Here is a 23,143-nt window from a genome sequence, read left to right on the forward strand (position 1 = left end):
CAAAAGCCGACGTGGATGCGTCGGCTTTTTTTGTGTCCTGGATTTGGGTTTCCTGGTGCCTCTCCCTCCGGGAGAGGGTCAGGGTGAGTTTTCAGCCTTTCATGACCTGCGCCAGCAATTCATAGGAATGCAGGCGATCGGCATGCTCATACAAGTCGCAGGTGAAAATCAGTTCATCCGCCTGGGTCTGCTCAACCAGCACCTGCAGCTTGGCGCGGATCTTCTCTGGGCCACCGACCATCGCCAGGCCAAGGAAATCACCCACTGCTTCGCGCTCATGGGGCAGCCACAGGCCATCCATGCTTTTCACCGGCGGACGCTGCACCAGGCTTTGCCCGCGCATCAGCGCGAGAATGCGCTGGTACACCGAGGTGGCCAGATAATCAGCGCGCTCGTCGGTATCCGCCGCGACCAGCGGCACGCCGAGCATCACGTACGGCTTGTCGAGCACCGCCGACGGCTTGAAGTGGTTGCGATAGACGCGGATCGCCTCGTGCATGAAGCGCGGCGCGAAATGCGAGGCGAAGGCGTAAGGCAAACCGCGCTCGCCGGCCAGTTGCGCGCTGAACAGACTGGAACCGAGCAGCCAGATCGGCACGTTGGTACCGGTGCCGGGCATCGCGATCACCCGTTGTTCCGGGGTACGCGGGCCGAGGTAGCGCACCAGTTCGGCGACGTCTTCGGGGAAGTCGTCGGCACTGCCGGAACGTTCGCGACGCAACGCGCGTGCGGTCATCTGGTCGGAGCCAGGCGCGCGGCCCAGGCCGAGATCGATGCGCCCCGGATACAGACTTTCCAGCGTGCCGAACTGCTCGGCAATCACCAGCGGCGCGTGGTTGGGCAGCATCACCCCGCCGGAACCAACACGAATGCTCGAGGTTCCGCCGGCCAGATAACCGAGCAGCACCGACGTCGCCGAGCTGGCGATGCCATCCATGTTGTGGTGTTCAGCCACCCAGAAGCGCGTGTAGCCAAGTTTCTCGACATGCTGCGCCAGGTCCAGCGAATTGCGCAGCGACTGCGCCGGGCTGCCGTTTTCGCGCACCGGCACCAGGTCGAGGGTGGAAAACTTTACGTCGGACAGTTGTTTCATAAACCTGCATCTCCGAGTGGGGAGGCAGGTTTTTCTTGCGAACGAAAACCTGCCAGATCCATAAGCGTGTTTCATGCAATGAGGGCATATACCCGAGTTTCAATAGACGCGTCGAAATTTCCCACTAAAAAAGTCAACGATTCAGCCGGGCTGAACTTTGTTCCGCGGTCTATCCTCAGAAGCCTTGCTAGTGAAAACCACAACGGCGCGGCGTTCCGCGCCCTACTTGAGGAGGCAGACATGGCTATCGTGAAAAAGGCATCGGCGCATTGGGAAGGTGATCTGAAAACCGGTCTGGGCTCGATTTCCACCGAAACCGGCGTACTCAGAGAAGCACCTTATGGCTTCAAGGCGCGCTTCGAGGGCGGCAAGGGCACCAACCCGGAAGAACTGATCGGCGCCGCGCATGCCGGCTGCTTCTCCATGGCGTTTTCGATGATTCTCGGCGATGCGGGCCTGAAGGCCGACAGCATCGACACCAACGCTGAAGTCACGCTGGATCAAGTCGATGGCGGATTCGCGATCACTGCGGTGAAACTGATCCTCAAGGCGAAGATTCCCGGGGCGACCCAGCAACAGTTTGAGGAATTGAGCAACAAGGCCAAGGAAGGTTGCCCGGTGTCCAAGGTGCTGAATGCGAAAATTACCCTTGAGGCTTCGCTGGTCAGCTGATTCAGCATCGGCTGGTCTGACGCTATCGCGAGCAGGCTCACTCCTACAGTTGATCGCATTCCAGCTGAACAAATGTGATCCCTTGTAGGAGTGAGGCTGCTCGCGATAGCAATCTCAGCGTTACGAAGACCTCAGGCTCTAGGCACAAGGTGTGAGCAAAGTCAGAACCCGCTCCGTGGAAATGTGGTCGAATAACTGACAGCAGCTTCAGCGCACGCCTGTGCGCGCTGCCTCAAGGAGCTTCATCGATGAAACGTATTGGCTTGGCGATCCTTTGCAGTGCACTGGCCACCTCCGCTATCGCAGCCCCCAAGAACTGCGAAGAACTCAGAAAGGAAATCGAAATCAAGATTCAGGCGAAGGCGATCCCGTCATACACCCTGGAAATCATCACCAAGGAGGAGGCGAAGCAGCACGATTCAGCCATGATCGTCGGTTCTTGCGAGAGCGGTCAGAAAAGAATCATCTACCAGAAAAACGACAGCTGACCCGCTAGATGATGCAGTTGAACTCGCGGTCTTCGGCAACGATTTCCCGTTTCGCGTTGTATAACCGCGCACTTGGCGTAAAGGCCAGCGAGCGCCCCTCCAGCAGATAACGCTGGCCCGCCTCGAAATGCTCGTAACGAATGGTCAGGTAGCACAAGCGCTCGACCGGGCCGGTCAGCAAGCTGCCGCCGCCACCGAACACTTCGAAATCGAAGCGCACGCGCAGTTCATGGCTGCCGGGGGTGACCTGAAAGTAACGCCCGTCGTTCAGGCGTTGGTTGTCCAGGCGCTCGGCCATCAATAACTTGCCACCGGGGCTAGGCGTCGAGAACTCGACCCAGGCCATTTGCGGATCAACCGGGGGCAGCGGCGTCTGACAACCGGCGAGCAGAATGGCAGCGAGCAACAACAGCACTTGGCGCATGATGAATGTCCACGGATCGGAACATTCAGCATAGCGCCGATCAGCTGCTCTGGCAGCCCGCCGGCGTGGCTTGGCCGACTACCTTGCGCTGTTCGTCATACAGTTTGGCCCACGGCCGGAAGCCGATACTGCCAGCTTGCAATTGATAGCGTTGGCCGGCATTGAAGTCCTTGAACTTGACGCTCAACCGGCAATCGCGCCAGAGCGGTTCAGCGCCAGGGCCGATATTGGTGGCCTCGACCGGGAACTGATAACGCACCTTCAGCTCATGGCTGCCGGGCTGTACTTCGAAGTAGCGCTTGTCGACGGCGACTTGCGTGTCGACCTGCAGCGCTTGCAGCGCCGTGTCCTGTTGTCGGGCGTCCAGATCGATCCAGGCTTGCGAGGGGTCAGGGTCGGGCATGCCGAATCCGGCACAACCGGCCAGCGTCAGCAGGCCCCCTGTCAGCATCAACTTGCGCATAGCGGTGCTCCTGAAGGCGGGATAGTCTTGCGGGGCAGACTCTCCGGGGGATTTCTTATTTTGATCAGGCCGTTTCCAAGCCTTGGGTTACTTGATCGCGTTTTTGCGATTTTGTTTCCGGGTGTGTTGTTTTTGTTGCTCAACGGTTGTGCCAGCGTCAGTTACTACGGCCAATTGGCCAGTGGGCAGTTACAACTGCTGCGCGCGCGCGAACCGGTCCAAAACGTGATCAACGACCCGAGCCGCGACGCGACGTTGCGCGCCCACCTGGCGCAATCGCAGAAGGCCCGCGCCTTCGCCAGCGAGCATCTGCACCTGCCGGATAACCAGAGCTACCGGCTATACGCCGACATCGGTCGGCCGTTCGTGGTGTGGAACGTGTTCGCCACTGCCGAATTTTCCCTGACCCCGCAGAATCATTGTTTCCCGATTGCCGGGTGTGTGGCCTATCGCGGCTATTACAGTCAAAGCGCGGCGCGGGGCGAAGCCGCGATCCAGCGCTTGAATGGTATGGACGTGTCGATTGGCGGCGTCGAGGCCTATTCGACGCTCGGCTGGTTCAACGACCCGATTATCAACACGATGATGGGCTGGGGCGACGAGCGTCTTGCCACGCTGATCTTCCATGAGCTGGCACACCAGCGTTGTTATGTGCAGGACGACACCGAGTTCAATGAGTCCTTTGCCACGTTTGTAGAGCAGGAAGGTACCCGACAGTGGCGCGCGTTTCGCGGGTTGCCGGCCGATAACGCTTCACGGCTCAAGCAGCGCGACCAGTTCATCGGATTGGTTCTCGACACTCGCTCACGCCTGGAAACCTTATATGCGCAGCCATTGCCAGCCGAGCAGATGCGCGAGCGCAAAGCAGCGGAGTTCGAGCGTTTTCGGCGCGATTATCGGGCGCTGCGCGATCGCGAATGGGCCGGCGACAAGCGCTATGACGTCTGGGTGAACGCGCCGCTGAACAATGCGCGATTGTTGCCGTTTGGGCTGTATGACCAGTGGGTGCCGGCGTTTGCGGCGGTGTTCAAAAAGGTCGGGGGGGATTGGCAGAGGTTTTATGCGGAGGTTGAGCGGTTGGGTGAATCGCCGGCGGCTGAGCGTAAGGCGGCACTGAAAGCACTGACAGATCCGGAACTTGGAGGTGGCTGAAAGGGGCCATCGCGAGCAGGCTCACTCCTACAGGGGAATGCGTTCCAAATTTAGGAGTGAGCCTGCTCGCGATTGCAATCTAATCAGCGCCGCAAAAACGCCTGATGCAACTGATCCAGTGTCTCGAAGTGATAAGCCGGCGCTTCGGCATTCAGCTCTTCAAAGCTGCCAAACCCATACCCCACCGCCGCTGCATCCAGGCCATTACTACGCGCGCCGATCAAGTCATGCTTGCGATCGCCGATCATCAGCGTATCGGCCGGGTCCAGCCTTTCTTCCTGCAGCAGATGCGCGATCAGCTCGACCTTGTTGGTCCGCGTGCCATCCAGTTCGCTGCCGTAAATCACCTTGAAATGCCGAGCGAAATCAAAGTGCCGGGCAATCTCACGGGCGAATTCCCACGGTTTCGACGTGGCGATAAACAGCTGTCGCCCCTGCCCGCTCAAGGTTTCCAGCAACGGCGTGACGCCATCGAACACCCGGTTCTCATAAAGGCCAGTGACCTTGAAGCGCTCGCGGTAGAAATTCACCGCCTGCCACGCCTTGGCCTCATCGAACGCGTAGAACTGCATGAACGCCTGCAACAGCGGCGGGCCGATGAAGTGTTCGAGTCTGGTCAGATCCGGCTCGTCGATGCCGAGTTTGCCAAGGGCGAACTGGATGGAACGGGTGATGCCCTCACGCGGGTCGGTCAGGGTGCCATCGAGGTCGAACAATACGGTCTGGTAATGCATGAATAATCCTGCGCAGTCGCGATTTCGCTTCAGAGTGTGTCGTAGCCTTCGACCAGATGCAGGTCCTTGAGCTTCACATAATTGGCAGCGCTGTAGGTGAAGAAGGCGTTTTCCTTCTCAGTGAGCGGGCGCACCTGTTTCACCGGGCTGCCCACGTACAGGAAGCCGCTTTGCAGGCGCTTGCCCGGCGGCACCAGGCTGCCGGCGCCGATGATCACATCGTCCTCGACCACGGCGCCGTCCATGACAATGCTGCCCATGCCGATCAACACGCGGCTGCCGACGGTGCAGCCGTGCAGCATGACTTTGTGGGCGATGGTCACGTCGTCGCCGATCAGCAACGGAAAGCCATCGGGGTTGAACGGGCCGGCATGGGTGATGTGCAGCACGCAGCCGTCTTGCACGCTGGTGCGCGCGCCGATGCGAATTCGGTGCATGTCGCCGCGGATCACGGTCAGCGGCCAGACGGAGCTGTCTTCTCCGATTTCGACGTCGCCGATCACCACCGCGGAGCCGTCGACAAACGCGCCTTTCCTCAACTGCGGGGTGTGTTGCTGGTACTTGCGAAGGGCCACGATTAGTTCTCTCTCTGTCGCCGATAGCTGCGGTGAGTGTCGATTGTAATTAAGATGGGCGCATGTTTCTTCCAGCCAAGGTGCCAACCGTGAGCGTGAACAACCCTCTGCTGCAGTCCTACGACCTGCCACCGTTCTCCACGATCCGTGCCGAACACGTGCTGCCGGCCATCGAAACCATTCTGGCCGATAATCGCGCGGCCATCGCCGAAATTCTCAAGAACCAGGGCCAGCACCCGACGTGGGCCGGTCTGGTATTGGCGATGGACGAACTCAATGACCGTCTCGGCGCAGCCTGGAGCCCGGTCAGCCATCTCAATGCCGTGTGCAACAGTGCCGAGCTGCGTGAAGCCTACGAGTCGTGCCTGCCGGCCCTGAGCGCCTACTCCACCGAGATGGGCCAGAACCGCGAGCTGTTCCAGGCTTATGAAGCGCTGGCCAGCAGCCCGGAGGCCGCCAACTTCGACGTCGCGCAAAAGACTATTCTCGAACAGGCGCTGCGTGACTTCCGTCTGTCGGGTATCGACCTGCCGGAAGCCGAACAGAAGCGCTACGCCGAAGTGCAAAGCAAACTGTCCGAGCTGGGCAGCCGGTTCTCCAACCAATTGCTCGATGCCACTCAGGCCTGGACCAAGCACGTCACCGACGAAGCCGCCCTCGCCGGCCTGACCGATTCGGCCAAGGCGCAAATGGCCGCCGCCGCGCAAGCCAAAGGCCTCGACGGCTGGTTGATCACCCTCGAATTCCCGAGCTACTACGCGGTAATGACCTACGCGCAAGATCGTGCGTTGCGTGAGGAAGTCTATGCCGCCTACTGCACCCGCGCCTCGGATCAAGGCCCGAACGCCGGCCAGAACGACAACGGCCCGGTGATGGAACAGATCCTCGACCTGCGTCAGGAACTGGCGAAACTGTTGGGCTTCGCCAGCTTCGCCGAACTGAGTCTGGCGACCAAGATGGCCGAATCCAGCGATCAGGTGCTGAGCTTCCTGCGTGATCTGGCCAAGCGCAGCAAGCCGTTCGCCGAGCAGGATCTGCAACAGTTGCGCGCCTACGCCGCCGAACAGGGCTGCGCCGATCTGCAAAGCTGGGACAGCGGTTTCTACGGCGAAAAACTGCGCGAACAGCGTTACAGCGTCGCTCAGGAAACCCTGCGCGCCTACTTCCCGATCGACAAAGTGTTGAGCGGTCTGTTCGCTATCGTTCAGCGTCTGTACGGCATCGAAATCGCCGAGTTGAAAGGCTTCGACACCTGGCACCCGGACGTGCGCCTGTTCGAAATCAAGGAAAACGGCGAGCACGTCGGGCGCTTCTTCTTCGACCTCTATGCCCGCGCCAACAAGCGTGGCGGTGCGTGGATGGACGGCGCCCGCGACCGTCGTCGCACCGTCGAAGGCGTGCTGCAAAGCCCGGTGGCCAACCTGGTGTGCAACTTCACCCCGGCCGACAGCGGCAAGCCAGCGCTGCTGACCCACGATGAAGTGACCACCCTGTTCCACGAGTTCGGCCATGGTTTGCATCACCTGCTGACCCGTGTCGATCATGCTGGCGTATCGGGCATCAATGGCGTGGCGTGGGATGCGGTCGAGCTGCCGAGCCAGTTCATGGAAAACTGGTGCTGGGAGCCGGAGGGCCTCGCACTGATTTCAGGTCACTACGAAACCGGCGAGCCGCTGCCGCAGGACCTGCTGGAAAAAATGCTCGCTGCGAAAAACTTCCAGTCCGGCCTGATGATGGTCCGTCAGCTGGAGTTCTCGCTGTTCGACTTCGAACTGCACGCCACCCACGGTGACGGCCGCAGCGTGGCGCAAGTACTCGAAGGCGTGCGCGATGAGGTATCGGTCATGCGCCCACCGGCGTACAACCGCTTCCCCAACAGCTTTGCGCACATCTTCGCTGGCGGGTATGCCGCCGGTTATTACAGCTACAAGTGGGCTGAAGTGCTGTCCGCGGATGCCTTCTCCAGATTCGAAGAAGACGGTGTGCTCAACGCGCAAACCGGTCGCGCTTTCCGCGAGGCGATTCTGGCCCGTGGCGGTTCGCAGGCACCGATGGTGCTGTTCGTCGATTTCCGGGGCCGTGAGCCGTCGATTGACGCACTGTTGCGCCACAGCGGCCTGAGTGAGGACGCGGCAGCATGAGTGAGGGGCCTGTGATTACCAAAAAACGCTTCATCGCCGGGGCCGTCTGTCCGGCGTGCAGCGAGCCGGACAAACTGATGATGTGGAACGAAGACGGCGTGCCGCACCGCGAATGTGTGGCCTGCGGTTATTCAGACACGCTGAATGAGCAAGGGCTGTCGGTGCCCAAGGAATTGGGCACACGGGTCAACACCAGCGCGCTCAAGCCGCCAGCGGACAAGAAAGTCCAGGCGGTGCAGTTTTTCCCCAATCCGAAACTGAAGAAAAAGACCGACGAGTAAAATCGCCCCTTCGAGGTGGTATTCCTTTACCGCCTGATCTTCGCGCTTTGTCCGTAGGCTGAGTTTTTCAGCCTACGGTCAAGGAAGACGCGATGCCCCCTGCCAACCCCCTGCTGCAACGCTGGCAACTGCCGGCCTGGTCCAAGATACAAGCCGAACACTTGGTACCCGCCTTCAATGCCATCGTCGCTGACAACCAGCGGATCATCGCCGAGGTGATTGCCACCCAGACCGTTCACCCGAACTGGGATGATCTGGTGATCGCCGTCGACGAGGCCGACGCACGGATCGCCGAAGCCATCGCCATCATCGAAGTGCTCGACACGGTCAAAGGCACTGATGCCGACTGGCTGGCGCGAAGCGCACAGTGCAGCCTGATCGCGAAGCGCTATCGCTCGCAGAAATTTGCCAATCTGGCGCTATACCGCACCTATCAAGGTCTGGAGCGGAGCCCGATCGCCGCCAGCTTCGATGCGTTTCGCAAGGCATCGCTGGCCAGGACCCTGTCCGGCTTCCGTCTGACAGGCATCGAATTGCCCGCCGAACAACGGGAGCGACTGGCTGCGATCACCGTCGACATCGACTTTCAACAGCAATTGTTTCTGATCAATCTGGAGCGCAGTAACGCGGCCTGGACCCGACAGATCGACGAGTTTGCCACGCTGGATAGCCTGTCTGCCGACTTCACGGATCAGTTGCTGCTCAACGCGCGTCAGGCCGGAAAAACCGGCTGGCTGCTGACGCTGGATCGCAACACTTATGAATACCTGATGAAAAACGCGAGCGACCGCCGTTTGCGTGAGGCGTACTTCGTCGCGTTCAACACCCGGGCCTCGGATCAGGGGCCGCATGCCGACCGGTTCGACAACGGCCCGGTCTTGCAGAAACTGCTCGCGCTGCGCCATGAACAAGCTCGATTGCTAGGCTTCGAAAGCTTTGCCCATCTGCGCCTTTCGCAACAGATGGCGACCTCGCCGGCTCAGGTCGAAGCATTTCTAAAGCAGCAGATCGCACACAATCGCGCGGCGCTGGAGCGGGACACGCAGGACTTACAGGCATTTGCTGCGACCCAGGGCGTCGATGATCTGCAGGCTTGGGATTTCGACTATTTCGCTGAACAATGGCGCCAGCAACATTCGGCCAGCGCGCTCAAAGGCCTTCGTCAGTATTTCGCGCTGGACGAAACGCTACGCCGGTTCTGCCAGTTCATTGAACACCTGTTCGGGATCAAACTGACCGAGCGCAAAGACCACACCCATTGGCACGAGAAGGTGCGACTGTTGGAGGTCAGCGAATACGATCAAGTCATCGGCTTTATCTACTTCGATCCCTTTCATCGCACGGACGCCCCCGACTATGCCCTGACCCACACCGTGCGCGACCACCGTATCAGTGCCGAAGGTCGGCCGGCCCTGCCGATCGCCATCCTGCATTGCAACTTCCCGCCGGTCAGCGGCGACCATCCCGGCCTGCTGTCGCACAAGGACTTGCGCGTGCTGTTTCACGAGTTCGGGCATTGTCTGCAGCATGTGCTGACCCGCTCGCCGCACCATAATCTTTCGGGTATCTCGCAAATGGCGCGGGATTCGGGGGAGTTCGCCGGACAGCTGTTCGAACAATTGAGCCTGTCGGAGGAGCTTCTACAGTGGCTGTCGGCGCATTACGAAAGCCATGTGCCGTTGGACCACACGCGGATAACCTCGGCGCTGACCGCTATCGCAGCGCACACCAGCCGCGAGACCGCGACGCTATTGCTCGAAGCTTTGCTCGACCTTGAGCTGCACCGCAGCGACGCCAATGGCCGCAACGTGCAGCAGTGCTTCGATGCGGTACAGCAGCAGATACCGCAACTGAACCTGCCGGCCTATTGCCGGTTTGCCAACAGTTTCGATTACGTGGTGACCGGTTACGAAGCCTCGGTGTACGCCTACAAATGGTCGGGCGTGCTGGCCTCCGAAGCATTCAAGCGTGTCGAACGCGAAGGCGTGTTCAACACACAGACCGGTCGGGACCTGCGCGAGGCATTCTTCTCTGGTGATTCGATTTCGCTGCCGAGCGCAATGGAGAAGTTTCTCGGCAAGCCAGTGCCTGCCGAACTGTTTTCAGCGCCGCCGGATTAAACCGCGGGCTACTCGACGTGGGCCGATTTGAACCAGCTTTTCATCGAGCAGGTGGCAAAGGCACTGGTGCTGCAATCGCCGTTGGCCAGCGCTGTGCGCAGCTTGTCGACATCCGCCTGCATCATGTAACGAATGCCGTCCTTGAAGTGGGTGCTGTCGCCGAAACCGCCCTGAGTCATTTCGCTCAGGGCGTCCTCTTTGCTCCACCCCTGCATCACGACCCGATACATGGCCGCCATCAGCCCGGTGCGGTCAGAACCGTGCTTGCAATGCATCAGCACCGGGCCGTTGGCTTCGGCCGCCTGGATCGCACGCAACGCCTTGAGCACGTCACTGTCGTCGACATGATTGGTGCGGTAGGGCAATCGCACCTGCTCAATGGCAGGATCCGCTAGCCAGCTGCGGTCATCATCCGGGAGAAAGTTGATCACGGTGATGATCTTCAGATTTTTCAGCAGCGGCAGCGCACCACCGTCGGGCAAGGCGCTGCGATACAAGGTCGGCGACATCTGGAACAGGTTGTACTGCACTTCGACCGGCTGCGCCCATTCCGCGGGGCGGGCCATCGATAGCGACTCCGCCTGAGCGGATGTCAGCTGCAACAGGGCGAAAAGAGCCGAGCAAAACACAGGAAAAACACGCACTCGAGACATGCTGGTATTGACCGTTTCGGATGTTTCAGTGAGAGACGGCGCAGCTTCGCGGTAGTGCGGTCAAAGCCCTGTGAGCCGCTTGTTAAAGAATTGTGAACAGCGCTTGATGACAAAAAATTCACCTCGGCCGCGGCTTTTTTCCATCGAGCCGGTTCATGCTGATGCTTAGCCTGCTACCATTTGTCACACGATGTTGCAGGCACCCCTGCCTTTTTCAGGCCAGAGCGCTGTCGTTGCGACGCAAAATCCCAAGCCTTTCGCAGAATCGGCTCAATGCTAATGCCTGATGAGGTGCACCCCATGTCTGATGAAGATCGAGACAACCCGCGGCGTGAGTTTTTGCGCAAATCCCTGACCCTGATCCCAGTCGTCACCCTGGCCGGCACCGGTCTGGGCAGCAGCGTGCTGAACGCCGCGCCTGAAACCGCGCCCGCCAAACCTGCCACCCAGCCAGTTCGTGCCGAGACCGGCGAGTACCAGCCCAGCTATTTCACCCCTGAGGAGTGGGCGTTCATCAATGCCGCCGTCGCGCAATTGATCCCCATCGATGCCCAAGGCCCGGGCGCGCTCGAAGCCGGCGTGCCGGAATACATCGATCGTCAGATGAACACGCCGTACGCCGCCGGTGCCCTGTGGTACATGCAAGGCCCGTTCAATGCCGACGCCGCGCCGGAGATGGGCTGGCAGAGCAAACTGGTGCCCAAGGACATCTATCGCCTAGGCATCGCCGCCACGGATCAGTGGGCAAAAGCCCTCAACGGTAAAACATTTGCCGAGCAAGACAGCGCTACCCGAGACGATTTGCTCAAGCAGCTTGAAGCCGGCAAACCACAGTTCGACGCGGTTCCGGCGAAGATTTTTTTCAATCTGCTGCTGCAAAACACCAAGGAAGGCTTCTTCTGCGACCCGATTCACGGTGGCAATAAAGGCATGGTCGGCTGGACCATGATCGGTTTCCCCGGCGCCCGCGCCGATTTCATGGATTGGGTAGAACGCAACGAGCAGTACCCCTTCCCGGCAGTGTCGATTCGCGGCGAGAGGGCGTAAGCATGGCAACGGTAATGAAAAAGGTCGACGCCGTGATCGTCGGTTTCGGCTGGACCGGTGCGATCATGGCCAAGGAACTGACCGAAGCGGGTCTCAACGTGCTGGCGCTGGAGCGCGGGCCGATGCAGGACACCTACCCCGACGGCAACTATCCGCAGGTGATTGACGAACTCACCTACAGCGTGCGCAAAAAACTCTTTCAGGACATCTCCAAAGAGACCGTGACCATTCGCCATAGCGTCAACGACATCGCCCTGCCGAACCGCCAGTTAGGCGCGTTCCTGCCGGGCAATGGCGTCGGCGGTGCCGGTTTGCATTGGTCGGGCGTGCACTTTCGTGTCGATCCGATCGAGTTGCGCATGCGCAGCCATTACGAAGAGCGCTACGGCAAAAGCTTCATTCCCAAGGACATGACCATTCAGGACTTCGGCGTCAGCTATGAAGAGCTGGAGCCGTTCTTCGACTTCGCCGAAAAAGTCTTTGGCACATCCGGCCAGGCCTGGACCGTGAAGGGCCAACTGGTCGGTCAGGGCAAGGGCGGCAACCCCTACGCCCCGGACCGCTCCAACCCGTTCCCGCTCGAAGCGCAGAAGAATACGGTTTCGGCTCAGCTGTTCGGCAAAGCCGCTACGGAGGTCGGTTACAAACCCTACAACCTGCCTTCGGCCAACACCTCAGGTCCGTACACCAATCCCTACGGTGCGCAGATGGGCCCGTGCAACTTCTGCGGTTTCTGCAGCGGTTATGTCTGCTACATGTATTCCAAGGCCTCGCCGAACGTGAACATTCTGCCGGCGCTCAAGCCATTGCCGAATTTCGAACTGCGGCCCAACTCCCATGTGCTGCGGGTCAACCTCGACAGCAGCAAGAGCAAAGCCACCGGCGTGACCTACATTGACGGCCAGGGTCGTGAGATCGAACAGCCAGCGGATCTGGTGATTCTCGGCGCGTTCCAGTTGCACAACGTGCGTCTGATGCTGCTCTCGGGCATTGGCAAACCGTACGATCCGATCAGCGGCGAAGGCGTGGTCGGGCGCAACTTCGCCTACCAGAACATGGCGACCATCAAGGCGTTCTTCGACAAGGACACCCACACCAATAACTTCATCGGTGCCGGCGGCAACGGCGTGGCGCTGGATGACTTCAACGCCGACAACTTCGACCACGGCCCGCACGGCTTCGTCGGCGGCTCGCCGATGTGGGTCAACCAGGCCGGCAGCCGCCCGATTGCCGGCACCTCGAACCCGCCCGGCACACCGGCGTGGGGCAGTGCGTGGAAACGTGCGACCGCCGATTACTACACCCATCAAGTGTCGATGGACGCCCACGGTGCGCATCAGTCCTACCGCGGCAACTACCTCGATCTCGACCCGGTGTATCGCGATGCCTACGGCCTGCCGCTGCTGCGGATGACCTTCGACTGGCAGGAAAACGACATCAAGATGAACCGCTTCATGGTCGAAAAAATGGGCAAGGTCGCGCAAGCGATGGGCCCCAAGGCGATTGCGGTGATCGGCAAACAGGTCGGCGACCACTTCAACACGGCGTCTTATCAGACCACCCACCTCAACGGTGGCGCGATCATGGGCACCGATCCGAAGACCAGCGCGTTGAACCGCTACTTGCAGAGCTGGGACGTGCACAACGTCTTCGTGCCCGGCGCCTCGGCGTTCCCGCAAGGCCTGGGCTACAACCCGACCGGGCTGGTCGCAGCACTGACCTACTGGTCGGCAAAAGCGATCCGCGAGCAATACCTGAAAAACCCCGGCCCGCTGGTTCAGGCATAAGGAGCGATGACCATGAAAAATCTCGTTATCGCGACCTTGGCGCTGCTCGGCAGCGCCTCCCTGCAGGCAGCGGAAGTTGATCAGAATCTGATCAAACAAGGCGAATACCTCGCCCGCGCCGGTGACTGCGTGGCTTGCCATACCGCCAAAAACGGCAAGCCGTTCGCGGGCGGCCTGCCGATGGAAACCCCGATCGGCACGATCTACTCGACCAACATCACCCCGGACAAATCCGGTATCGGTGATTACAGCTTTGAGGACTTTGACCAGGCCGTGCGCCATGGCGTCGCGAAAAACGGCAGCACGTTGTACCCGGCGATGCCGTATCCGTCCTACGCACGGGTCGACCAGGCCGACATGCAAGCGCTGTACGCGTATTTCATGCACGGCGTGGCACCGGTCGCGCAGGACAACCAGGCCAGCGACATCCCGTGGCCGCTGAGCATACGCTGGCCGTTGATGGGCTGGCGCTGGCTGTTTGCGCCAAAGGTCGAGGACTTCACGGCAACCGGTGAGGATGCGGTGATCAACCGTGGTGCGTATCTGGTCGAAGGTCTCGGGCATTGCGGCGCCTGCCACACGCCGCGCGCCCTGACCATGCAGGAAAAATCCCTCAGCGCATCGGATGGCAAAACCTTCCTCGCCGGCAGTGCGCCGCTGGAAGGCTGGATCGCCAAGAGCCTGCGCGGCGACCACAAGGACGGCCTCGGCAGCTGGAGCGAGGAGCAACTGGTGCAATTCCTCAAGACCGGGCGCAGTGATCGCAGCGCGGTGTTCGGCGGCATGAGCGACGTGGTCACCCACAGCATGCAGTACATGACCGACGCCGACCTGACCGCCATCGCCCGTTATCTGAAGTCGCTGCCGGCCAGCAATCCCGCCGATCAGCCGCATCAGTACGATGAAAAAGCTGCCAAAGCGCTGTGGAACGGCGACGACAGTCAGCGTGGCGCTTCGGTGTACATCGACAACTGCGCGGCATGCCACCGCACCGACGGCCATGGCTACACTCGCGTGTTCCCGGCGCTGGCGGGCAATCCGGTGTTGCAGACCGACGATCCAACCTCGTTGATTCACATTGTGCTCAAGGGCGGCACGCTGCCGGCCACGCACACCGCGCCATCGACCTTTGCCATGCCCGGCTTCGCCTGGCGCCTGTCGGATCAGGAAGTCGCGGATGTGGTGAGTTTCATTCGGGGGAGTTGGGGTAACAAGGGCACACCGGTGAGCGCCAAAGACGTCGCCAACCTGCGCAGCAATGACATGGAAACCATGTCGCCGAATGATCTTGGTCAAGTGACCGAGCATCAATAAAACAAAACCCTGCATGAGCTTTTCATGCAGGGTTTTTTATTTGAGGCGGTGACAGTAAATCCAACTTACGGATTGACGATACTCACATACGCCTTGGCCAGCGCAATCAACTTTTCCTTGTCATCGCTATCGATATCACTGTCGCCGTCTACATCATTTTTGTTGCTGCGAATAGTGAAGGTCTTGCCCCGGTCAGCAGACACTGCGACCACGTAACTCGAGTCGACCAGGGCCTCGGTGGGCTGTTCCTGCTCGGCGTTCCAGCCCAATTCCTTGCGTGCCAGTTGCAGCGAAACAATGGTGTTGGGCTCGGAGGCATTGGGCAACATCATTTGCATGAAGACGCCACGTTGATTAAGAAACGACATCAACTAAATCCTTTTGTTTTTGTAACCCATCTTGGGTCCACCTGAGTGCTGAAGATTATCTGCGGTAACTTTGCACAACAACCCAGTATATGTATCGCCGGTTGTCTCTTGTTTGCGGATTAATACAGGGCAATGGCCTCATCGCTGAACGGTACTGGATCAGACACCCCGCACTCGGATACTGTATGCCCATACAGACCGAGAGCAGCATTATGATCACTCCACCGCCTCGCGGTCGCGGCACCGCCACCAACCCGCACAACCGCTTCGCGCCGAACCGTTCGGTGGCCGAGGATGACGGCTGGTTTCAGGAAGTGCCTGAAACGCAGAACACCGAGGTGCTGATCGAAACTGCAAAAACCATCATCACCCGCAATACGTCACCGGATTTGCCCTTCGACCGATCGATCAATCCCTATCGCGGCTGCGAGCACGGCTGCATTTATTGCTACGCGCGGCCCAGCCATGCCTATTGGGACATGTCGCCGGGGCTGGATTTCGAAACCCGACTGATTGCCAAGACCAACGCCGCGCAAGTGCTGGAAGAGCAGTTGAGCAAGAAGGGCTATGAATGCGCGCCGATCAATCTGGGCTCCAACACCGATCCGTACCAGCCGATCGAACGCGAATACAAAATTACCCGGCAGACCCTCGAAGTGCTGCTGCGCTATCGGCATCCGGTGACCATCGTCACCAAAGGTTCGCTGATTTTGCGCGATCTGGATTTGCTCACCGAACTGGCGCAGCAACGGCTGGTGAAAGTGATGATCAGCCTGACCACCCTGGATGACGAACTCAAACGCATTCTTGAACCGCGTGCCGCCGCGCCGAAGGCACGCTTGCGCGCGATCCGGGTGATGCGCGAAGCCGGGATTCCGGTCGGCGTGCTGTGTTCGCCGATGATTCCGATGATCAATGACAGCGAGATCGAAAGCCTGCTCAGCGAAGCCCACGCCGCCGGTGCGCAAAGCGCGGCGTACATGATGCTGCGCCTGCCGCTGGAGGTGGCGCCGCTGTTCGAGGAATGGCTGGCCGCGCATTATCCGCAACGTGCCGCCCACGTCCTGAGCCTGATTCGCCAGAGCCGCGGCGGCGAGCTTTACGACAGCCGTTTCGGTGCGCGCATGCGTGGCGAAGGCATTTTTGCCGAGCTGCTCGCGCAGCGTTTTGCCAAGGCCATCAAACGCCTCGGCCTGAATTATCGCGAGGGTTACGACCTCGATTGCACAGCCTTCTGTCCGCCGGGTCGCCAGATGTCTCTGATTTAGCGACAATTGACCCAGGGTTGTGGGTTGGAATCCTTCTGCCGGGATTGCTCGGTCACGTTTTTTGTGACCTGGAACACACGTTCTAGAGCGTTTGATTCAGTTTGAGTTAAGTTTCGGCAGCTACCTTGTTCATCGAGTGACTGACGGGTCGGGATGACCCGGATGGTTTAAACAGCCACTGGCTTCATACCGGAATACCGGGGGAAGACTCCCTGAATCCGCCAAAGAGGATGAATCATGAGTGACAAGGATAAACAGTCGTTGGCTGCCTCGGCGCAAAGCCCTGAAGCGGAATCCGCCGATGCAGCACTGCGACAGATCGTTGATGGCTTTTTACGCTTTCATCATGAGGTTTTTCCCCAGCAGGAAGAACTGTTCAAGAAACTCGCTACGGCCCAGGCGCCCAAGGCGATGTTCATCACCTGCGCCGACTCGCGCATCGTTCCCGAGCTGATCACCCAGAGTTCGCCTGGCGATCTGTTCGTGACCCGTAACGTCGGCAACGTCGTGCCACCCTACGGGCAGATGAACGGTGGTGTTTCCACCGCAATCGAATATGCGGTGCTGGCGCTTGGCGTGCAGCACATCATCATCTGCGGCCATTCCGATTGCGGCGCCATGCGTGCGGTACTCAACCCGGACAGCCTGGAAAAAATGCCGACGGTCAAAGCCTGGCTGCGCCACGCGGAAGTGGCGAAAACCATGGTGCATGACAACTGCAACTGCACCGACGAAAAAGAAAGCATGCCGATCCTCACCGAGGAAAACGTCATCGCCCAGCTGCAGCACTTGCGTACCCATCCTTCGGTAGCCTCGCGCATGGCGAACGGTCATCTGTTCATCCATGGCTGGGTCTACAACATCGAAACCAGCGAAATCAAAGCTTACGACGCAGATCAGGGTCGTTTCCTGCCGCTCGATGGCAGCCATCCGATACCGGTCGCGACGCCCAAAGCGCGCTTCTAACTCTTCCTAAACATCTGTGTGGTTTGACGCCGGCCGCTGATTCAGCGGCCCGGCCTCGCCACGCCTGAAGAAAACTTCGGGAGAATCGCCATGCGTGCGGCTCAATTGAAAGCGGTGTTGCCCCGGGAGCTGCTCGCTTCCGTGGTTGTGTTTCTGGTCGCCCTGCCGCTGTGCATGGGTATTGCGATTGCCTCAGGATTGCCGCCGGCCAAAGGTCTGATCACCGGGATCATCGGTGGCCTGGTAGTCGGTTGGCTGGCGGGTTCGCCGTTGCAGGTCAGCGGGCCGGCGGCGGGGCTGGCGGTGTTGGTGTTCGAACTGGTGCGCCAGCATGGTATCGAGATGCTCGGACCGATTCTGTTGCTGGCCGGTTTTCTGCAACTGGTCGCCGGGCGCCTGAAGCTCGGTTGCTGGTTCCGGGTCACGGCGCCAGCGGTGGTCTACGGCATGCTGGCGGGGATTGGCGTGCTGATTGTGCTGTCGCAAGTGCATGTGATGCTCGATGCCAAGCCGCAACCGTCAGGGCTGGACAACCTCACGGCATTCCCGGCGGCGGTGGCGCAGGCCTTGCCGTCGTTTGGCTGGCAGGCCGGGTTGCTCGGGCTGGCGACGATTGCGGTGATGTGGCTGTGGGAAAAATTTCGCCCGCATTCGCTGCGTTTCGTTCCCGGCGCGCTGCTGGGTGTAGGTCTGGCGACGGCTGCGAGTCTGCTGCTGGCCTTGCAAGTCAAGCGTGTTGAAGTGCCGGCGAATCTGGCCGAAGCCATCGACTGGCTCAAGCCTGCCGACCTGATGAGTCTGGCCGACCCGACGCTGTTGATTGCCGCGTTCGCCGTGGCGTTCATCGCCAGCGCCGAGACCCTGTTGTCCGCCGCCGCGGTGGACCGCATGCACAGCGGCGTGCGCTCGGATTTTGACCGTGAACTGTCGGCGCAGGGTGTCGGCAACATGCTCTGCGGACTGGTCGGTGCATTGCCGATGACCGGTGTGATCGTGCGCAGTTCGGCCAACGTTCAGGCCGGTGCGACCACGCGCTATTCGACAATCTTTCATGGCCTGTGGCTGCTGGCGTTCGTGCTGTTGCTGTCGAGCGTGTTGCAGAGCATTCCGGTCGCCAGCCTGGCCGGCGTGCTGGTGTACACCGGTTTCAAACTGGTCGATCTCAAGGCGTTTCGCCGCTTGGGTCGCTACGGACGGATGCCGATGTTCACCTACGCCGCGACGGCGCTGGCGATCATCTTCACCGACCTGTTGACCGGCGTGCTGATCGGTTTCGGCCTGACGTTGTTGAAGCTGGCATTCAAGGCCTCGCGCCTGAAAATCAGCCTGATCGATCTGCCGCAGGACGGCGAGATGGAGCTGCGCCTGATCGGTGCGGCGACGTTCCTCAAGGTGCCGGCGCTGACCCAGGTGCTGAACACCATTCCCCACGGCACGACCGTGCATGTGCCGCTGAACAACCTGAGTTACATCGACCACTCGTGTCTGGAGCTGCTCGAGGAATGGGGCCGGGCGAACGCGGCGAAGGGCTCGAAGCTGTTGATTGAGTCGCGAGGGTTGAAGCGACGGCTTGAGGGCAGAGTTCGGACGAATACCGGTATCGGTGCGGCCGGTTAAATCTCACAGTCCAGAAACAAACCCTGTGGGAGCTGGCTTGCCAGCGATAGCGGTCTGTCAATCAGCGACAATGTTGACTGATCCACCGCCATCGCTGGCAAGCCAGCTCCCACAGGTATTTGGGTCTACCTCTGGATTACGCAGCAGGCTGATCCAGCTCCAGCCCCACACCCAACCGCCGGCTCATGCACGGCCAGCGTTTCCACGCCGCGCCGGTGTCCGGGCTGCTGAGTTTGTCGCGGTAGGCTTCTACTGACTCCAGGGCAAAACTCTCGTCGTTGAGCATTTCATCAATCGCGTGGTGTACCGCTTCGTCCAGTTGGTTGGCAAATGCCTCACCGATCAATTGATGAGCAATCAGATTGGCCACCGTCATGTCCAGGGGGATCAGTGGCTGGCCGAAATGCTTGATGTACAGGTCGTTGACCTCTTCGACAAAACGGTGCGCCAGATAGGCTTCGTCGAGCAGGCTGTCCAGGCCGACATGCCCGGCCATGATCGCCGGCGGCTGGAGAAAATACTGCTCGGCGATTTTCAGCACCGGTTTGATCTGCGATTCGATTCCCGCTTCCCTGGCGACTTCATTGGCTGCGTCCAGCAGGTCTGGTACTTCATCGATGTAGGCGGCGACAAAACGCGTCAGCACGCCGTTGGCGTCGGCTTCCGGCAACTGGATCGCCGGGTGCAGATGAGGCAGCTTGCTTTCCAGCTGACGGGTCAGCAGGCCGGTGTCTTTTTCGTGTTGTTGGGCTTTTTGGATCTGCTCGCGCAATGCGGCGGTGTTCATGAAAACTCCAGGAAACAAGGCAATGAAATAGGGAAGACATAAGTTAGCTGGCTTACGAAAAACGCTAAGACGCATTTGTCATAATTATTTCATCCTTGATGCAGCTGCGTTATATCCATTCGCCACCACTCGTCTGCATCCTTCTCCATTCGTGCCCTTGAACGCAAGTCCGGGCTGTTTCAGATCATTTACGTACGCGGGTTGCAATTTCCCGGCGCTGTCTATACTCGCCAATGAATGGAGTTAGCTGATGACGCCCGACTGCACCCGCAGCAAGGCCCGGCGATTCAAGTTCGTAGTCTGATGCAGCCGCTCCCTTGCCGCAGGCGTATGCCGGCGGGATAACAAGAACGATAAGGGGAACCCGCAATGATGCGACATCCACATGTCTGGATGGGCCTCCTGTTGTGGTCGATATTCAGCCAGGCCAATGCGGCCTGGACGGTGAATATGGCGCCTGGAGCGACTGAAATCAGTCACGCAGTATTCGACCTGCACATGACCATTTTCTGGATCTGTGTGGTGATCGGGATCATCGTCTTCGGCGCCATGTTCTGGTCGATGATGGTGCACCGCCGCTCCACCGGCCAGGTCGCCGCGAAATTCCACGAAAGCACCGGCGTCGAAATCATGTGGACCGTCGTGCCGCTGCTGATTCTGGTAGCCATGGCAGTCCCCGCCACCGCCACGCTGATCAAGATGTACGACACCAGTGAGCCGGATATCGATATCCAGATCACCGGTTATCAGTGGAAGTGGCACTACAAATATCTGGGTCAGGACGTCGAGTTCTTCAGCAACCTGGCCACCCCCGCCGAGCAGATCCATAACAAAGAAGCAAAGGGCGAGCATTACTTGCTCGAAGTCGACAAGCCGCTGGTGCTGCCGATCGGCGCCAAGGTGCGCTTCCTCGTCACCTCCGCCGACGTTATTCACTCATGGTGGGTGCCAGCGTTCGCGGTCAAGCGCGATGCGATCCCCGGTTTCGTCAACGAAGCCTGGACCCGTATCGACAAGCCCGGCCTCTACCGCGGCCAATGCGCCGAACTGTGCGGCAAGGACCATGGCTTCATGCCGATCGTGGTCGAGGTCAAGGAGCAGGCCGATTACGAAAAATGGCTCGCCGAGCGCAAGGCCGAAGCGGCGCAGCTCAAGGAGCTGACCAGCAAGGAATGGACCCTCGACGAACTCAAGGAGCGCGGCGACAAGATCTACCACACCACTTGCGTGGCTTGTCACCAGGCCGAAGGCCAGGGCCTGCCGCCGATGTTCCCGGCGCTCAAGGGCTCGAAAATCGCCACCGGACCGATCAAGGATCACCTGGGCATCGTCTTCCACGGCAAACCCGGCACCGCCATGGCGGCGTTCGGCAAACAACTGTCGGAAGTCGACATAGCTGCGGTCGTGACCTACGAACGTAACGCCTGGGGCAACAACAAGGGCGACATGGTCACGCCTAAGGAAGTGCTGGAGCTGAAACAGGCGGAAAGCCAATGAGCCGGTCTATCGCGTACTTCGTCAATCGTTCGGGGCCGCACGTCCCGGCAAATCCACTCCACTCATTTGAAGGAGACCGGCCATGAGCGCTGTCATCGATGACCACGGTCACGCCGACCACGCCCACGGCCCCGCCAAAGGCCTGATGCGCTGGGTGCTGACCACCAACCACAAGGACATCGGCACGCTGTACCTGTGGTTTGCCTTCTGCATGTTCCTGCTCGGCGGTTCGTTCGCCATGGTGATTCGCGCCGAGCTGTTCCAGCCCGGCCTGCAGATCGTCCAGCCGGAATTCTTCAACCAGATGACCACCATGCACGGCCTGGTGATGGTGTTCGGTGCGGTGATGCCGGCGTTCGTCGGCCTCGCCAACTGGATGATCCCGCTGATGGTCGGCGCGCCGGACATGGCCCTGCCACGGATGAACAACTTCAGCTTCTGGCTGTTGCCGGCGGCGTTTCTGCTGCTGGTCTCGACACTGTTCACACCCGGCGGCGGGCCGAATTTCGGCTGGACGTTCTATGCGCCGCTGTCGACGACCTATGCACCCGAGAGCGTGACGTTCTTCATCTTCGCCATTCACCTGATGGGCATCAGCTCGATCATGGGCGCGATCAACGTGGTCGCGACCATCCTCAACCTGCGCGCCCCCGGCATGACCCTGATGAAAATGCCGCTGTTCGTCTGGACCTGGCTGATCACCGCGTTCCTGCTGATCGCAGTGATGCCGGTGCTGGCCGGGTGCGTAACGATGATGCTGATGGACATTCACTTCGGCACCAGTTTCTTCAGCGCCGCCGGTGGCGGTGATCCGGTGTTGTTCCAGCACGTGTTCTGGTTCTTCGGCCACCCCGAGGTGTACATCATGATCCTGCCGGCTTTCGGCGCGGTCAGCCAGATCATCCCGACCTTCGCGCGCAAGCCGCTGTTCGGCTACACCTCGATGGTTTACGCCACAGCGAGTATCGCCTTCCTGTCGTTCATCGTCTGGGCGCACCACATGTTTGTGGTCGGCATTCCGCTGGTGGGCGAGTTGTTCTTCATGTACGCAACCATGCTGATCGCCGTACCGACCGGAGTAAAAGTGTTCAACTGGGCCAGCACCATGTGGCAGGGCTCGATGACCTTCGAGACGCCGATGCTGTTCGCGGTGGCGTTCGTGATCCTGTTCTCCATCGGTGGCTTCTCCGGGCTGATGCTGGCGATTGCCCCGGCGGACTTCCAGTACCAGGACACCTACTTTGTGGTCGCGCACTTCCACTACGTACTGGTACCCGGGGCGATCTTCGGCATCTTCGCCTCGGCCTATTACTGGCTGCCGAAATGGACCGGGCACATGTACGACGAAACCCTCGGCAAGCTGCATTTCTGGCTGTCGTTCGTCGGCATGAACCTGACTTTCTTCCCGATGCACTTCGTCGGGCTGGCGGGCATGCCGCGACGGATTCCGGACTACAACCTGCAGTTCGCCGACTTCAACATGGTCTCGTCGATCGGCGCCTTCATGTTCGGCGCCACGCAGATCTTCTTCCTGTTCATTGTGATCAAGACCATCCGTGGCGGCGAACCGGCACCGGCCAAACCTTGGGATGGCGCCGAAGGGCTGGAGTGGAGCGTGCCGTCGCCAGCGCCGTATCACACCTTTACCACGCCGCCGGAAGTGAAATGAACACCTTCAGCCTTGTGAAAATCTCTG

At 59.9% G+C, this 23,143-nt stretch carries 22 protein-coding genes; 14 read left to right on the top strand and 8 right to left on the bottom strand.

Annotation, left to right across the window (positions count from 1 at the left end; translation table 11 throughout):
* Positions 1-91: 91 nt before the first annotated feature.
* Positions 92-1,093 (bottom strand): LLM class flavin-dependent oxidoreductase, encoded by a 1,002-nt coding sequence (locus J3P93_RS26980; RefSeq protein ID WP_203420211.1) that lies wholly within the window; start codon positions 1,091-1,093, stop codon positions 92-94.
* 240 nt (positions 1,094-1,333) lie between these two features.
* Here J3P93_RS26980 and J3P93_RS26985 point away from each other — a divergent pair, with 240 nt between their 5' ends.
* Both J3P93_RS26985 and J3P93_RS26990 read left to right on the top strand, forming a co-directional pair.
* Positions 1,334-1,765, top strand: a complete 432-nt coding sequence (locus J3P93_RS26985) for an OsmC family protein (protein ID WP_016772308.1) — start codon at positions 1,334-1,336, stop codon at positions 1,763-1,765.
* A 248-nt stretch (positions 1,766-2,013) separates the two neighbouring features.
* Positions 2,014-2,253, top strand: coding sequence for a DUF1161 domain-containing protein (locus tag J3P93_RS26990; RefSeq protein WP_434593798.1), 240 nt, complete (start codon positions 2,014-2,016; stop codon positions 2,251-2,253).
* 4 nt (positions 2,254-2,257) lie between these two features.
* Here J3P93_RS26990 and J3P93_RS26995 read toward each other — a convergent pair whose 3' ends face one another.
* Together J3P93_RS26995 and J3P93_RS27000 are read right to left on the bottom strand one after the other, a co-directional pair.
* Entirely contained in the window at positions 2,258-2,677 is a 420-nt protein-coding gene (locus J3P93_RS26995; protein ID WP_434593801.1) for a hypothetical protein, read from the bottom strand.
* 40 nt (positions 2,678-2,717) lie between these two features.
* Positions 2,718-3,140 carry a hypothetical protein gene (locus J3P93_RS27000; protein WP_434593803.1) on the bottom strand — a complete coding sequence of 141 codons (423 nt, stop codon included), beginning with the start codon at positions 3,138-3,140 and terminating at the stop codon, positions 2,718-2,720.
* Between the two features lie 60 nt (positions 3,141-3,200).
* Here J3P93_RS27000 and J3P93_RS27005 point away from each other — a divergent pair, with 60 nt between their 5' ends.
* Entirely contained in the window at positions 3,201-4,292 is a 1,092-nt protein-coding gene (locus J3P93_RS27005; RefSeq protein WP_434593806.1) for an aminopeptidase, read from the top strand.
* Between the two features lie 83 nt (positions 4,293-4,375).
* Here J3P93_RS27005 and J3P93_RS27010 read toward each other — a convergent pair whose 3' ends face one another.
* Together J3P93_RS27010 and J3P93_RS27015 are read right to left on the bottom strand one after the other, a co-directional pair.
* A complete protein-coding gene (locus tag J3P93_RS27010) occupies positions 4,376-5,026 on the bottom strand; it encodes an HAD family hydrolase (RefSeq protein WP_434593808.1) in 651 nt (216 codons plus the stop codon).
* Positions 5,027-5,055: 29 nt separating this feature from the next.
* Positions 5,056-5,601, bottom strand: coding sequence for a gamma carbonic anhydrase family protein (locus J3P93_RS27015; RefSeq protein WP_434593811.1), 546 nt, complete (start codon positions 5,599-5,601; stop codon positions 5,056-5,058).
* A gap of 62 nt (positions 5,602-5,663) precedes the next feature.
* On the opposite strand from J3P93_RS27015, the gene prlC reads away from it, so the two are divergent.
* From prlC to J3P93_RS27030, 3 genes are all read left to right on the top strand, one after another.
* Entirely contained in the window at positions 5,664-7,742 is a 2,079-nt protein-coding gene (prlC, locus tag J3P93_RS27020) for an oligopeptidase A (protein WP_434593814.1), read from the top strand.
* Entirely contained in the window at positions 7,739-8,023 is a 285-nt protein-coding gene (locus J3P93_RS27025) for a YheV family putative zinc ribbon protein (RefSeq protein WP_090288005.1), read from the top strand. Before prlC ends, J3P93_RS27025 begins: the two co-directional genes overlap by 4 nt.
* 92 nt (positions 8,024-8,115) lie before the next feature.
* Entirely contained in the window at positions 8,116-10,143 is a 2,028-nt protein-coding gene (locus J3P93_RS27030) for a M3 family metallopeptidase (protein WP_434593818.1), read from the top strand.
* A gap of 8 nt (positions 10,144-10,151) precedes the next feature.
* Here the strand turns inward: J3P93_RS27030 and J3P93_RS27035 are convergent, their stop codons facing one another.
* The gene (locus tag J3P93_RS27035; protein WP_434593821.1) at positions 10,152-10,796 is read right to left on the bottom strand and encodes a dual specificity protein phosphatase family protein; all 645 of its coding nucleotides are present in this window, start codon (positions 10,794-10,796) and stop codon (positions 10,152-10,154) included.
* 300 nt (positions 10,797-11,096) lie between these two features.
* On the opposite strand from J3P93_RS27035, the gene J3P93_RS27040 reads away from it, so the two are divergent.
* Genes J3P93_RS27040 through J3P93_RS27050 form a run of 3 tightly spaced genes read left to right on the top strand, consistent with a single transcriptional unit; the run spans position 11,097 to position 14,944 of the window.
* Entirely contained in the window at positions 11,097-11,843 is a 747-nt protein-coding gene (locus J3P93_RS27040) for a gluconate 2-dehydrogenase subunit 3 family protein (protein ID WP_434593823.1), read from the top strand.
* A 2-nt stretch (positions 11,844-11,845) separates the two neighbouring features.
* Positions 11,846-13,630: a GMC family oxidoreductase gene (locus J3P93_RS27045; RefSeq protein ID WP_394504928.1), complete on the top strand. Its 1,785-nt coding sequence runs from the start codon at positions 11,846-11,848 to the stop codon at positions 13,628-13,630.
* 12 nt (positions 13,631-13,642) lie between these two features.
* Positions 13,643-14,944 (top strand): c-type cytochrome, encoded by a 1,302-nt coding sequence (locus J3P93_RS27050; RefSeq protein WP_434593825.1) that lies wholly within the window; start codon positions 13,643-13,645, stop codon positions 14,942-14,944.
* 65 nt (positions 14,945-15,009) lie between these two features.
* Here J3P93_RS27050 and J3P93_RS27055 read toward each other — a convergent pair whose 3' ends face one another.
* A complete protein-coding gene (locus J3P93_RS27055) occupies positions 15,010-15,312 on the bottom strand; it encodes a hypothetical protein (protein WP_434593828.1) in 303 nt (100 codons plus the stop codon).
* Between the two features lie 212 nt (positions 15,313-15,524).
* Here J3P93_RS27055 and J3P93_RS27060 point away from each other — a divergent pair, with 212 nt between their 5' ends.
* The 3 genes from J3P93_RS27060 to J3P93_RS27070 all read left to right on the top strand — a co-directional run bounded on the left by J3P93_RS27060 (position 15,525) and on the right by J3P93_RS27070 (position 19,163).
* Positions 15,525-16,580, top strand: a complete 1,056-nt coding sequence (locus tag J3P93_RS27060; protein ID WP_434593831.1) for a PA0069 family radical SAM protein — start codon at positions 15,525-15,527, stop codon at positions 16,578-16,580.
* A gap of 237 nt (positions 16,581-16,817) precedes the next feature.
* Entirely contained in the window at positions 16,818-17,546 is a 729-nt protein-coding gene (locus J3P93_RS27065) for a carbonic anhydrase (protein ID WP_258451014.1), read from the top strand.
* A gap of 90 nt (positions 17,547-17,636) precedes the next feature.
* Positions 17,637-19,163 (top strand): SulP family inorganic anion transporter, encoded by a 1,527-nt coding sequence (locus J3P93_RS27070; RefSeq protein WP_090287988.1) that lies wholly within the window; start codon positions 17,637-17,639, stop codon positions 19,161-19,163.
* Positions 19,164-19,299: 136 nt separating this feature from the next.
* Here J3P93_RS27070 and J3P93_RS27075 read toward each other — a convergent pair whose 3' ends face one another.
* The gene (locus J3P93_RS27075; RefSeq protein ID WP_093096227.1) at positions 19,300-19,950 is read right to left on the bottom strand and encodes a hypothetical protein; all 651 of its coding nucleotides are present in this window, start codon (positions 19,948-19,950) and stop codon (positions 19,300-19,302) included.
* Positions 19,951-20,319: 369 nt separating this feature from the next.
* On the opposite strand from J3P93_RS27075, the gene coxB reads away from it, so the two are divergent.
* Entirely contained in the window at positions 20,320-21,447 is a 1,128-nt protein-coding gene (gene coxB, locus J3P93_RS27080; protein ID WP_434593836.1) for a cytochrome c oxidase subunit II, read from the top strand.
* 82 nt (positions 21,448-21,529) lie between these two features.
* Entirely contained in the window at positions 21,530-23,116 is a 1,587-nt protein-coding gene (gene ctaD / locus J3P93_RS27085; protein ID WP_042609004.1) for a cytochrome c oxidase subunit I, read from the top strand.
* Positions 23,117-23,143: the final 27 nt, after the last annotated feature.

It is taken from the genome of Pseudomonas sp. R3-57 (assembly GCF_051132065.1).
Classification (GTDB): Bacteria; Pseudomonadota; Gammaproteobacteria; order Pseudomonadales; family Pseudomonadaceae; genus Aquipseudomonas.